The following is a 12,087-nucleotide window of genomic DNA, read 5'->3' as shown; positions in this document are numbered from 1 at the left end:
GGCTCGTCCACCAGCCAGGCCGACCAGAACGCGAGCGGTGGCGGGGCGAGTTCCGACAGCGGCGCCTCGTCCGGCTCCGGCGGCACCGCACTGGCGAAGACCAGTGACATCCCCGAGGGCGGTGGCACGATCTTCAAGGACAAGGGCGTGGTGGTCACCCAGCCCACGGCGGGCCAGTTCAAGGCCTTCTCGTCCAAGTGCACCCACCAGGGCTGCGCGGTGGGCAGCGTGGCCGACGGCGTCATCGTGTGTCCGTGTCACAACAGCCATTTCTCGGTCGAGGACGGCAGTGTCAAGAAGGGTCCCGCGACCCAGCCGCTGCCGGCCGCGCAGATCACCGTGAGCGGGGACTCGATCACGCTGGCCTGACCCGCGTCCGCCGGGGCCGGCCGAGCGCGCCCAGCACCTCGTCGGTGGTCGTGATCGTGGCGACCAGGGCGAGGGTGTGGCGGATCATCACGGGGGTGTAGTCGGAGGGCACCCCCGCGACGGCGTCGCTCGGCACGACGACGCCGTACCCGCGGTTCACGGCGTCGAAGACGGCGTTCGGCACGGCCACGTTGGCGGAGACCCCGGTCACCACCAGGGTGCGGCAGCCGAGGTTGCGCAGCAGCGCGTCGACCTCGGTGCCCTGGATCGGCGACAGCCCGTGCAGCCGCCGTACGACGAAGTCCTCCTCGCTCACCTCGATCGGGGCCGCCACCCGCACCGCGGCGGTGCCGGACAGCTGCTGGACGGGCAGTCGTTCGGCGGCGCGGAACAGGCGGGCGTTGCGGTTCGCCCCGCGCCCGTCCGGCCGGCGTTCGGCGATCGCGTGGATCACCTGCACCCCGCTCTCGTGGGCGGCGGCGACGAGCCGGGCAACATTGGCGAGCGCACCCGACTTCCGTGCCTCACGGGCGAGTTCGGGCAGGGCGCTGTCCGGTCCGACGACACCCTGCTGGCACTCGACGGTGAGCAGGACGGTGGTCCCGGGGGCGAGCAGCTCGCTGAGTTGTCCGTACGACGGCACGGTTCCCCCTTGTCGCGAGTGGCCGGGGCCGGTGACAGTAGCGACCATTGCGTGCGGACGGAAGACGACCCATCCTTTTCTGACGTGATGTCAGAGGATCTCTCCTCTGACACGACGTGAGAGAAAGAGGGGGATGCATGACCGTCACTCAGCGCCGAGGCCGGAAGATCATGATGACGCCGGGCGAGCTGGACGAGTTCCTGACCAGCCAGCGCACCTGCCGGGTCGCCACGGTCTCGGGCGGCGGCGCCCCGCACGTGAGCACCCTGTGGTTCGCCTGGGACGGCACCTCGATGTGGCTGTACTCCGTCGTGCGCAGCAAGCGCTGGACCGATCTGCGCCGCGATCCACGGGTCGCGATCGTGGTCGACACGGGTGAGGAGTACGACGAACTGCGCGGCGTCGAGCTGTCCGGGACCGTGGACTTCGTGGGCGAGGCCCCGCGCACCGGTGAGCTGTGTGCCGAACTCGACGTCCCTGAGATCCTGTTCGCGCGCAAGAACTTCCGGCTGGAGGAGATGCCGCACGACGGCCGGCACGCGTGGATACGGCTGACGCCGGAGAAGATCGTGTCCTGGGACTTCCGCAAGCTGGGCTCCGCCTAGGGCGTGTTGCGAAAATCCCGCCTGCCTCGCGACGCCATGCACGAACTCTCGCCGCACCGGGCGAAAGCCCAAGTACATCCAGTACGAGGGCTTCCGCCCGGCACGCCGAGAGCACGCACCTGACGCCGCGCGGCCCGCCCTTCGGGCGAACGACGGGACTTTCGCAACACGCCCTAGCTCAAACGGCCTGCCGCGCGGCCGACTTCAGCGCCTCGACCGCCGCCCGGATCGACGGGCGACGGTCGGCGTCCGCCCGCCACACCGCGTAGACGTGCCGGCTGACCGGTTGCCGCACCGGCACGGTCCGCACCCCGTCGGGGACCGGGCCGCGGCCGAGCCGGGGCGCCACGCACACGCCGAGTCCCGCGCCCACCAGGGCGAGTTGGGTCGCGTGTTCCTCCGCGCGGTGCGCGACGCGCGGCTCGATGCCCTTGGCGCGCAGGGTGTGCATCAGCCACTCGTGGCAGAACTCGTTCTCGCCCCAGGTCACCCACTCGTCGTCGGCGAAGTCCTCCAGGTCGACCTCGGCGCGGTGCGCGTGGCGGTGGGTGACGGGCATCGCCAGGTCGGCGGTGTCGTCGACGATCGACGCCTTCATCAGCCCGTCCGGCACGGGCAGCGGCTTGTTGTACCAGTCCAGGACGACCGCGAGGTCGTAGCCGCCGCGGAGCACCGTGCGCAGCGCGAGTTCCGGGTCCGTCTCGCACGAGGTGATCCGCAGCCCGGGGTGGGCCGAGCGCAGGGCGGCGAGCGCGGCCGGGAACAGGCCGCGGGCCGCCGTCGGGAAGGCGGCGAGCCGCAACTCCCCTACCACCTGGCCGCGTTGGGCCTCCAGGTCGGACTGGGCGAGTTCGACGTGGGACAGGATGCGGGCCGCGTGCTCGGCCAGCAGGCGGCCGGCGTCGGTGAGCCGCACGCCCCGGCCGTTCCTGGCGAGGAGTCGCTGGCCGACCTCCCGCTCCAGCTTGGACAGTTGCTGCGAGACCGCCGACGTCGTGATGTGCAGCCCCTCGGCGGCGCCGCTGACCGAGCCGTGCCGGGCGAGGGCGTCGAGGGTGCGCAGGCGCTCCAGGTTCAGCATGGGCGTCACCTTTCCACGCGGGGGTGCGCGTGGACACGGGTGGGCGCCGGGCCCACGGCCTTGGCGACGGCGTCCGCCAAGGGGGCGACCTCATCGGCCTTCAGGCTCGCGACGGTCAGCCGGATTCCCTGGGGCGCGCTCATCCGGAACCGCGCTCCCGGGGCCACCGCCCAGCCGGCGTGCAGGAGCCGGGCCACCGCTCCGGTCTCGTCCTGGACCGGGATCCAGACGTTCAGCCCGCTGCGGCCGTGGCCCTCGACGCCGCGGGCCGCGAGCGCCTCGATCAGCCGGTCCCTGCGCTCACGGTAGGCCGCGGCCGGCTTCGCCGTGTCCAGCACGCCGTCCGCCCAGAGGTTCACCACGGCCCGCTGGGTGATCCGGCTGACCCAGCCGGGGCCGAGGCGGTGCCGGCCGTGGACGCGGTCGACGGTGATCTCGTCGCCGGTGAGCACGGCGAGGCGCAGGTCGGGGCCGTAGGCCTTGGCCACCGAGCGGACGAAGGCCCAGTGGCGAGTGACACCGGCGAGGGGGTGCAGGGGGAGGTCGACGATGCCGTGGCCGTGGTCGTCCTCGACCAGGAGGGTGTCCGGGTGGTCCGCGAGGACCGCGCGCAGGGCACGCGCGCGTGGGGCGGTGACGGAGGCACCGGTCGGGTTCTGGGCCCGGTCCGTCACGATCAGGGCCCGGGCACCCGACTCCAGGGCGCGGCGCACGTCCTCGGCGAGCGGGCCCTCGTCGTCGACGCCCACGGGGGCGACGCGCAGGCCCAGGGCCGGGACCAGGTCGAGGAGGCTGCCCCAGCCGGGGTCCTCGACGGCCACGGTGTCGCCCGGTTTGAGATGGGCGCCCAGGACCCGCTCGATGACGTCGAGGGAGCCGGAGGCGACGGCTACCTGCCCGGCCGGGACGCCGTCCGCGTCCAGTGCCCCGCGGGCGAGCCGCGCCAGCTCGGGGTCCACGGTCGCGTCGCCGTACAGGACCGGCTGCCGGTCGCCCTGTGCGGCGGCGGCCGCGAAGGCGGGGCCGAGCGGCGGCAGCAGCGCGGGGTCCGGGTTGCCGTTCGCCACGTCCCGCACGCCCTCCGGGACCTCTACGCGGATGTACTCGCGTCCCGTGGTCGCCGGCTTCGACCGCACCCGGCTGCCCCGGCGCCCGGCGGTCTCGATGACCCCGCGCTCCCGCAGGCTCCGGTAGGCGGCCGCGACCGTGTTGGGATTCACGCCCAGTTGCACGGCCAACTCCCGCATCGGCGGCAGTGGTTGACCGGGCTCCAGCTCTCCCGCACCCACCGCGCGCTCGACGCTCGCCGCAATCTCCGCTGCGCGCCTGCCTTCGATCCGGTATTCTCCTAGCACAAAGAAGATTATGCACTAGTGCAATGGAGACCGCAATGCAGGGGACCACCGCGACCACGCCGGAGCCGCCCGCCTACGCGCCGACCGACCGCACCGTCCCGACGCGCTCCGCCGACCGGGCCTCGTACGACAGGGACCTGGTGCACTCGATACTCGACGAGGGATACGTCTGCCACCTGGGCTTCGTCCGGGACGGCGCCCCGGTGGTGCTGCCCACGCTCTACGGCCGGGTCGGCGAGCGGCTCTACGTCCACGGCTCCACCGGCTCGCGCCCGCTGCGGATGACCGGCCAGGCCGACCCCGGGCTGCCGGTGTGCCTGACGGTCACGCATGTCGACGCGCTGATCCTGGCCCGCTCGGCCTTCCACCACTCCATCAACTACCGGTCGGTGGTGGTGCACGGCATCGCCCACGACGTCACGGACCCCGAGGAGAAGCGTCTCGCCCTCGACGCCCTGGTCGACCACGTGGTCCCGGGCCGCGCCCAGGACTCCCGCCCCGCCAACAAGAAGGAGTTGGCCGCGACCGCCGTGATCCGCCTCGACCTCGACGAGGTCTCCGCCAAGCTCCGCACCGGCGGGGTCAACGACGAGCCCGAGGACCTCGCCCTCCCCCACTGGGCCGGCGTCCTCCCGCTGCGCAAGGGCTACGGCTCCCCCGTCGCCGACGGCGACCTGGCCCCCGGCACCGAGGTCCCCGGCTACCTGACGGCCCTGTGATGCTGATCCACCCCTGGGACGCGCCCGCCTCCGACACCGAGTGGCAACAGTGGCTCGCCGTCCACGACTTCGGCCAGCTGGCCGTCAACGGGCCCGCGGGCGAGCCGCCGTTCGTCCAGCCCCTGCACTTCTTCTACGACGCAGGGCGCGGCGAGGCCCTGACCCACCTGGCGCGGCCCAACCCGCTGTGGAGCGCGCTGGAGGCGAACCCGGAGGTCGTGCTGAGCGTGGTCGACGACTACGCCTACATCCCCGGTCCCTGGCAGGCCGACCCGGACGGCCCCGCCGCCCACGGCACCCCGACGAGCTTCTACGCGGCCGTCCAACTCCGTTGCCGGGCCCACGTGGTGGACGACCCGGCCGAGAAGGCGGCGCTGCTGAACCTCCAGGTCGGCCACTTCCAGCCGGAGGGCGGTTCCGCCGAGGTCGCGGTGGGCGAGGTGCCGTACGGCCGGATGCTGTCGGGCATTCGGGGACTGCGGCTCGAAGTGACCGAGGTACGGGCGAAGTTCAAGTACGCCGGCAAGCGGACCGAGCAGGTGCGGGCACGGATCGCGGAGGGCCTGGCGGACCGGGCCGGCCCGGGGGACGCGGCGGCACGGGAGCATTTGCTGCGGCGGCAAGGCGCCTGAGCGGAGGGGCCCTTCGGCGCTGATATCCGGGAGACCTTGAGATCCCTGTGATCCCTGTGATCCCTGCGGGCAGAAGGGCCCCTCGCTCCGTCACGCGGGCACGCGCGCCTCCGTCACCGCCAGCCCCGCGACCGCGCCCAGCATCAGCAGGGTGCCCGCGAGGGTCGTCACCGTGAGGTGCTCACCGAACAGCAGCACGGCCAGTACCGCCGCGCTCACCGGTTCGAGCAGCATGACCACGGAGACGGTGGTGGGACGGACGACCGCGGCGGCCGCGAAGTAGAGACCGTAGGCGAGGGCGGTCGGGACCGTCGCCAAGTACGCCAACAGGCCCACGAGCAGCGCGGGTTGGCCGGTGTGCGGGACCAGTCCCTCGGCCGCCGCGAACGGCAGCAGACAGACGCTGGTGACCGCGAACACCCCGATGGACGTTCCGGTGGACTCCGCCTCGGCGGCACGCGTGATCAGGGTCATCACACAGCACCCGGCCGCCGACAGCAGCCCGAGGAGCACACCGAGCGGGCGGACGGACGCCCCCGTGCCGCCGAGCGTCAGCACGCCGAGTCCGGCGAGCGCGCCCACGACGGCGACGGCCCCGCTCCGGCCGAGCCGCTCCCCCAGGACCAGCCGCGCGCCGAGCGCGCTGAGGACGGGGCCCGCGCCCAGCGTGACGACGGTGGCCACGGCCAGTCCGGTGGACCGTACGGCGGCGAAGTAGGCGGTCTGGAACACCGCGAGTCCGACGCCCGAGCCGCCGACGCGCAGTGCCCGGCGGACAAGGGGCTCCGGGACGGTCGTACGCGCGCGGGGCCGGGCGAGGCGGACGGCGGCCAGGACCGCCAGGCCGGTCGCGCAGCGCCAGAAGGACAGGGCCGCAGGGCCCAGGTCACTGGTGCGGTAGACGAGGGAGGCGACCGCTCCCGCGGTGCCCCAGGTGGTACCGGCGATGATCAGGTAGACGAGGCCTCGCCCGATGGGCAGGCCCGAGGAAGCATGCGACACGTGTTCTCTCCGCAGTCGCGCGAAAGCGCGGAAGTTCGGAAAGGACACCCGCGCGGTGGCGGGGTCCTCGGACTTCGTCTGCGGGCAGCACCGTCACGCCCGGCGGGTGGCCGGGCGTGGACTCCGGAGGCCCGCCTCAGGCGGCCGGAGGCGGGGTGACGAGGAGGGGCGTGTGCATGATCCGGGAGCCTAGGCGGCGTTCTCCCGGGCGGACAACCGGGTTTCGGCGCCGCCGGTGGCGACCGGCTCCAGGGTGCCCTTGGCAGGGGTCGAGGACTGCGCGATGAAGGCGCCGAGGAGCACGACCGCGCCGCCCACGATCTGCGGTGCCGAGAGGTGCTCGCCGAGCAGCACCCAGGCGAGCACGGTCGCGACGACGGCCTCGAGACAGGCCACCACTCCCGCGATCGCCGGGGAGAGCCTGCGCACCGAGACCACGCCGGTGACGTAGGCGAGGACGGTGGCCACGAGCACGATCCAGCCGAGCAGCAGTCCGGCGGCGACCGGGGTGCCGTTCATGTCGGCGCGGTGGGTGAGGACGGAGAAGTCCATGGTCCACGGACGGGCGACGACGGTCAGGACGGCGGTGCCGACGAGGAGGCCGTACGCGATCACGCCCAGCGGGTCGGGGGCCTGCCGGCCGCTGTCGCTGCCCTGGTCGGACAGGACGAAGTAGCCGACCTGGCAGCAGGCCGCGCCGAGCGCGAGAAGCAGGCCGAGGGCGTCGAAGCTCAGCCCAGACCAGACCTCGACGACGCAGGCGAGTCCGCCGACCGCGAGGACCACGCCGAGCGCGGCGGCCCGGGTGACCGGCCGTCGCTGCACGAACCGCACCCAGCCGAGCACCAGGGCGGGCGCGAGGTACTCGACGAGCAGGGCGACGCCGACGGGGATCCGGGAGATCGAGGCGAAGTAGAAGGCCTGGACGCCGGCCACGCCGAGCAGGCCGAACCCGGCGAGCAGGGCGGGACGGCTGCGCAGCAGCGCACGATGGCGTACGGCCAGCGGCAGCATGACGAGGGCGGCGCCCGCCACCCGCAGCCACACCACGTGGAGCGGGTCGAGGCCCGCCTCGATCAACGGCTTGGCCGCGACCCCGGACCCGCCGAAGGCGAGCGCGGACACCAGCGCCAGACCGAGTCCCGCACCCTTGCCGTCACCGGCCCTGCTGCTCTCAGAGATGTGCACCGACCCATGATGACAGGGGACGACATGAGCGTCACCCCCGTTGACTCCTGTCTCATCGGCTGGACCGTGCCGGATGGAGCGTGGAAAGCCCCTAGCGATCCCCGCGCCGAGACCGGCCCCACAGGCCTCCCGGCAGCAGGCCGTCGAGCCGGGCGCGCACCTCCCCGGCGTCGATCCCGGCGCGGGCCAGCACCTCCACGGCGCGGGACCCGGAGTCCACCAGGATCCCCGCCAGCAGGTCGACGCCCCGGGCGGGGCCGCCGTCGCGGTGCCCTGCGCGGACCCGGGCGTACTCCATGGCCTCGGCGGCGAGCGGCGAGAAGCCCTCGGCCGCAGCCGTGGCGGGGTCGGCGCCAAAGGGCCCGGCCGCGGCGGGGTCGGCGCCGATGGTCCCGGCCGCGGTCACGACGGGAACGGCGCCGGAGTCCTCGACCGTGCCCTGCCACCGCAGTCCGTAACCGATGCTGCGCTGCACGAGGTAGCCGAGCAGCCGGGGCAGATGGGGCTCGTCCGCGAAGACGGCACTGGCCTCCGGGTCGGCGTCCAGCAGGGAGTGCAGCAGGTGGGCCGTGTCGATCTGCCGGTCCCCGTCCCGGAGCGCGCGCCTGCGGGCGCCGGAGACGACCGCTGCCAGTTCCGCGCTGAGCGTTGCGTCGCCGTCGGGGGCGACCTGCGGCGGGCGGCCCTGGTCGCGGGCCGACTGCCGGGGGATACGGGGGTGCACATCCCCCACCTCATCAGCCCCACCCCGGCACGTCATCGCCGAGGCGAAGCATTTCCGCGTCCCACGCAGAGCGGACCCGAGGGGCCGAAATCTCCTCCTCAGGGAGGAGATCAGGCACTGGTGCCCCGATGGGCGCGCGCCGCCTCGCCCCGCGCCCCCGGCGCAACCGCGATGCGAGGTCACTCGTCCCACACAGGCGTGGAGAGCGGGAGCTGGCTGGTGGCCCTGCCGGCCGTGGACGGCAGAGAGTACGTGTACCGGGTGTACGCCCCGGAGGACGCGCGGCCCGCCGACCTGTTCTGGCAGGCGTGGCACTGCCACGACGAGAGCGCGTACCCGCGCGCATGGGACCTGTTCGACGCGGCGACGATACGGCCGGTCGGCTGAGCCGGCAGGGTGCGGTCCGGGTCCGACATTTCCTGACGGTTCATCAGTATTGAATGTTGCGACGCCTGCGGCTACTTTCCGCGACACCACAGCCCGACACGAAGAGGTGGCCGCATGGCGGAAATCAGCGCGGAGGCACTCGTCCAGGCACCCGCGGACAAGGTCTGGGCCCAGCTCACGGACTGGTCCTCGTACGGGGAGTGGAACGCGACCCACACCAGCTTCCCCAAGGGCGGCCCCGCGGTGCTCGAAGTGGGCGCGACCTTCCAGGAGAACATGAAGCTGATGGGCTTCCCCGCCGAGGTCGAGTGGACCGTCGACCAGGTGGAGCCGGCCCGGCTGCTGGCCATCCGGGGCAAGGGACCGATGGCGGTGAGCGTGGCCACGCGCTACACGCTGACCCCCGACGGCGACGCCACCGGCGTCCGCATCGACGGGGAGTTCACCGGCGCCGCCGTGTCGCTGATGGCGGGCAAGCTCAAGGACTCGGGGACCGCCGCGCTGAACGAGTCCCTGCGGAAGCTGGCCGGACTGGTGGAGTGAGCGTGGACTGAGCGCGGAGCGAGCGGACCGTACGCGAAGGGCGCCCCGCGGATCTCTCCACGGGGCGCCCTTCGACCGCCGTACGACCGTCAGTCCTCGTCGGCGAGGATGAGGTACAGCTTCTTGCGGGCCTCGTTGATGACGGCCACCGCCTTGTCGCGCTGTTCCTTGTTGCCGGTCTTCCAGACCTGGCCGAAGGCCTCCATCAGGCCGAAGCCGGCCTGGCGGATCTCGCCGAGCGCCTCGAAGTCGATGCCGCGGGAGGCTTCCTCCCAGGGGGCGTCGGGGCCCTCGTCGGCAGCCGTACGACCGGCCTCGGTGAGCGAGAACAGCTTCTTGCCGCCCTCGCTCTCGCTGGCGATCAGCCCCTCGTCCTCCAGCAGCTGGAGGGTGGGGTACACCGAGCCGGGGCTGGGCTTCCACGCCCCGCCGCTGCGCTCGGCGATCTCCTGGATCATCTCGTAACCGTGCATCGGCCGGTCCTTCAGCAGGGCCAGGATCGAGGCCCGCACGTCACCGCGCCGCGCCCTTCCCCTGGGTCCGCCCCTCCCCCTCGGGCCCCAGGGCCCGGGACCGAACCCCGGCCCGCCGAAGGGTCCACCGGGACCACCGGGCCCTCCGGGACCGAACGGCCCGAAGGCACCACGCCGCCCCTCGAAGCCACCTCGGCCCTGACGACCGGCTCCACCATGTCCACGCTCGAATCCGTGGGAACGCATCGCAATCACTCCATTCCATCGTTGATCTGTCGCGATGCCTCAACGATATATCGGAACTGTTCGCATGGCAAGGCCCGGCGACAGGGGTTCCTTGGAGCTCGCGGACGAAAGCGAGTGCGGGGGCACCGGGTCGGCAGCGTTCGTCCAGTTCGGGAGACCCGCCGACCCGCGCGCCTCAACTGCCCAACGCCGCCCGCAGACTGCTCGCCATCAGGTCGATCGCCGCTGTCCCGCTCGACGCCGGGCCCGTGTGGGTGAAGTAGTGGTCCACACCCTCGAAGACGCGGTGGGTGACCGGGACGCCCGCGGCCTCCAGGGCCTTGGCGTAGGCGTCGCCCTCGTCGCGCAGGCGGTCGTTCTCCGCCGTGATGACCAATGCGGGCGGAAGGCCGGCCAGGTCGTCGGCGAGCGCGGGCGAGACCAGGAGGTGGGAGCGGTCGGCGGGGTCCGGGACGTACGCCGCCGTGAAGATCCGCATGAGCTGCGGGGACAGCAGCGGCTTGGCGACGGGTGACCGCTTGGTCTCCGGGTCGGCCAGCTGGTCCAGCGGGGCCGAGTCGATGATCTGGAGGCGGGGCGCGAAGGCACCGCGCTCCCTGGCCAGACGGCACACCGCCACGGCCAGATTGCCCCCGGCACTGTGTCCGCCGACGGCGAGTCGGGAGCCGTCCCAGCCGCCCGCGGCACCGTTTCCGGCGATCCATGCGGTGACGTCGTAGGCCTGGGTCACGGCGGTCGGATACGGCCGCTGGGGCGCGACGGCATAGCCCACGTTGACCACGACGCAGCCGGCGGTCGCAGCGATGCGGCGGCAGAGGTGGTCGTCCTGCTCGGGGCGGGCCACCACGAACCCGCCCCCGTGGAAGTTGACGTACACGGGGGCGGGCGTGTCGGCGACGGTGCCCGTGGGGCGGTAGACGGTGCACTTCACCGGGCCGGCACCGGTCTGCACCCGGAGGGTCTCGGTGTACGCCGGGATGTCGGGGAAGCGCAGGTCCTTGTGGACCCGGGCCATGACCCGGCCCAGCAGGAGCTGGATCCCTCTGGCCTGGATTCGGGGGCTGAACGGCATGACAGGGCACCCATCGCTACAAAATTAAAGTAACAGGATTCCTGATAATGAAGGCCTGGCCGCTCATCGCGCAACAGCCGGTACGACTTCCTCATCGGCCCGGGCCCCGTGAGGCCCGGGCCTCACGGTCAGCCGATCCCCTGCCCCGGCTCCCCGGGCTCCAACGACAACCGCGTCTCCGCGCCCACCCGCGTCAGCTTCTCCGGGTTCCGGACGTAGTACATGCCGCTGATCCGCCCGTCCTCGACCTGCACCGCGAGGACGCCGTCCATCTCGCCGTTGACGTGGAGCACGAGCGCCGGGCTGCCGTTGACCTCGGTCGGCTCGGAGGTGAAGGAGACGGTGAACTTGGCGATGCCGCCGAAGATGAAGCGGGCGACCTTGTCGGCGGTGACGACCGGCCGCATCGCCGCCTGTTTGATGCCGCCGCCGTCGCTGACCAGGACGACATCGGGTGCGAGCACGTCGAGCAGTCCTTGCAGGTCCCCGGTCTCCAGCGCGAGCCGGAACGACTCCACCGCGGCCCGGGTCTCACTCGCGGAGGCCGTTCTCCGGGGGCGGCGCGCGTCGACGTGCCTCCGGGCGCGGTGCGCGATCTGGCGCACCGCGTCGGGGCTCTTCTCCACGGCGGCCGCGATCTCGTCGTAGTCCACGTCGAAGACCTCGCGCAGCACGAACACCGCGCGCTCCGTCGGTGACAGGGTCTCCAGGACGCACATCAACGCCATCGACAGACTCTCGGACAGCTCCACGTCCTCGGCCACGTCCGGCGCCGTGATCAGCGGCTCGGGCAGCCACTGGCCGACGTAGGCCTCCTTGCGGCGCGTCAGGCTCCGCAGCCGGTTGAGGGCCTGCCGGGTGGTGATGCGGACCAGGTAGGCGCGCGGGTCCTGCACCCGCTCCAGGTCCACCTTGACCCATCGCAGCCAGGTCTCCTGGAGGACGTCCTCCGCGTCGGCCGCAGATCCGAGCATCTCGTAGGCGACGGTGAAGAGCAGGTTGCGGTGGGCGACGAACGTGTCGGTGGCGTGATCAGTCATGTTCCGGT

Annotated in this window: 15 protein-coding genes; 6 read left to right on the top strand and 9 right to left on the bottom strand. The window is 72.6% G+C overall.

Annotation, left to right across the window (positions count from 1 at the left end):
• On the top strand, nt 1-369 hold a 369-nt coding region (locus tag H295_RS0136475; RefSeq protein WP_020140297.1), incomplete at its 5' end, for a Rieske (2Fe-2S) protein.
• Here H295_RS0136475 and H295_RS0136470 read toward each other — a convergent pair.
• On the bottom strand, nt 356-1,012 hold the full coding sequence (locus H295_RS0136470; protein ID WP_020140296.1) for a cysteine hydrolase: 657 nt from the start codon (nt 1,010-1,012) through the stop codon (nt 356-358). The two genes, H295_RS0136475 and H295_RS0136470, sit on opposite strands and share 14 nt — an antisense overlap.
• A gap of 137 nt (nt 1,013-1,149) precedes the next feature.
• On the opposite strand from H295_RS0136470, the gene H295_RS0136465 reads away from it, so the two are divergent.
• Nucleotides 1,150-1,617, top strand: coding sequence for a pyridoxamine 5'-phosphate oxidase family protein (locus H295_RS0136465; RefSeq protein ID WP_020140295.1), 468 nt, complete (start codon nt 1,150-1,152; stop codon nt 1,615-1,617).
• A gap of 178 nt (nt 1,618-1,795) precedes the next feature.
• Here H295_RS0136465 and H295_RS0136460 read toward each other — a convergent pair whose 3' ends face one another.
• Together H295_RS0136460 and H295_RS0136455 are read right to left on the bottom strand one after the other, a co-directional pair.
• Nucleotides 1,796-2,698 (bottom strand): LysR family transcriptional regulator, encoded by a 903-nt coding sequence (locus tag H295_RS0136460; protein ID WP_020140294.1) that lies wholly within the window; start codon nt 2,696-2,698, stop codon nt 1,796-1,798.
• 5 nt (nt 2,699-2,703) lie between these two features.
• Nucleotides 2,704-4,053: an aminotransferase class I/II-fold pyridoxal phosphate-dependent enzyme gene (locus H295_RS0136455; RefSeq protein ID WP_028810075.1), complete on the bottom strand. Its 1,350-nt coding sequence runs from the start codon at nt 4,051-4,053 to the stop codon at nt 2,704-2,706.
• A gap of 35 nt (nt 4,054-4,088) precedes the next feature.
• Here H295_RS0136455 and H295_RS0136450 point away from each other — a divergent pair, with 35 nt between their 5' ends.
• Entirely contained in the window at nt 4,089-4,772 is a 684-nt protein-coding gene (locus H295_RS0136450; protein WP_020140292.1) for a pyridoxamine 5'-phosphate oxidase family protein, read from the top strand.
• The gene (locus H295_RS0136445) at nt 4,772-5,404 is read left to right on the top strand and encodes an FMN-binding negative transcriptional regulator (protein WP_020140291.1); all 633 of its coding nucleotides are present in this window, start codon (nt 4,772-4,774) and stop codon (nt 5,402-5,404) included. The genes H295_RS0136450 and H295_RS0136445 overlap by 1 nt, the downstream gene beginning before the upstream one ends.
• A gap of 90 nt (nt 5,405-5,494) precedes the next feature.
• On the opposite strand, the gene H295_RS0136440 is transcribed toward H295_RS0136445, so the two are convergent.
• The 3 genes from H295_RS0136440 to H295_RS0136430 all read right to left on the bottom strand — a co-directional run bounded on the left by H295_RS0136440 (nt 5,495) and on the right by H295_RS0136430 (nt 8,318).
• Complete coding sequence (locus H295_RS0136440) at nt 5,495-6,406, bottom strand: DMT family transporter (protein ID WP_020140290.1); 912 nt, start codon at nt 6,404-6,406, stop codon at nt 5,495-5,497.
• Between the two features lie 189 nt (nt 6,407-6,595).
• Nucleotides 6,596-7,594 (bottom strand): DMT family transporter, encoded by a 999-nt coding sequence (locus H295_RS0136435; RefSeq protein WP_020140289.1) that lies wholly within the window; start codon nt 7,592-7,594, stop codon nt 6,596-6,598.
• Between the two features lie 91 nt (nt 7,595-7,685).
• Nucleotides 7,686-8,318 (bottom strand): Clp protease N-terminal domain-containing protein, encoded by a 633-nt coding sequence (locus tag H295_RS0136430; protein WP_020140288.1) that lies wholly within the window; start codon nt 8,316-8,318, stop codon nt 7,686-7,688.
• 198 nt (nt 8,319-8,516) lie between these two features.
• Between H295_RS0136430 and H295_RS47330 the strand changes: the two genes are divergently transcribed.
• Nucleotides 8,517-8,705, top strand: a complete 189-nt coding sequence (locus H295_RS47330) for a hypothetical protein (RefSeq protein ID WP_158691104.1) — start codon at nt 8,517-8,519, stop codon at nt 8,703-8,705.
• Nucleotides 8,706-8,819: 114 nt separating this feature from the next.
• Nucleotides 8,820-9,248, top strand: coding sequence for an SRPBCC family protein (locus H295_RS0136420; RefSeq protein ID WP_020140286.1), 429 nt, complete (start codon nt 8,820-8,822; stop codon nt 9,246-9,248).
• A gap of 89 nt (nt 9,249-9,337) precedes the next feature.
• On the opposite strand, the gene H295_RS44150 is transcribed toward H295_RS0136420, so the two are convergent.
• The 3 genes from H295_RS44150 to H295_RS0136405 all read right to left on the bottom strand — a co-directional run bounded on the left by H295_RS44150 (nt 9,338) and on the right by H295_RS0136405 (nt 12,079).
• Nucleotides 9,338-9,967, bottom strand: coding sequence for a PadR family transcriptional regulator (locus H295_RS44150; RefSeq protein ID WP_028810074.1), 630 nt, complete (start codon nt 9,965-9,967; stop codon nt 9,338-9,340).
• 175 nt (nt 9,968-10,142) lie between these two features.
• On the bottom strand, nt 10,143-11,039 hold the full coding sequence (locus H295_RS0136410; protein ID WP_020140284.1) for an alpha/beta hydrolase: 897 nt from the start codon (nt 11,037-11,039) through the stop codon (nt 10,143-10,145).
• Between the two features lie 128 nt (nt 11,040-11,167).
• Complete coding sequence (locus H295_RS0136405) at nt 11,168-12,079, bottom strand: RNA polymerase sigma-70 factor (RefSeq protein ID WP_020140283.1); 912 nt, start codon at nt 12,077-12,079, stop codon at nt 11,168-11,170.
• Nucleotides 12,080-12,087: the final 8 nt, after the last annotated feature.

The sequence above is a fragment of the Streptomyces sp. 351MFTsu5.1 genome (assembly GCF_000383655.1).
Lineage (GTDB): Bacteria > Actinomycetota > Actinomycetes > Streptomycetales > Streptomycetaceae > Streptomyces > Streptomyces griseorubiginosus.
This window is presented reverse-complemented; position numbering and strand designations above follow the sequence as displayed.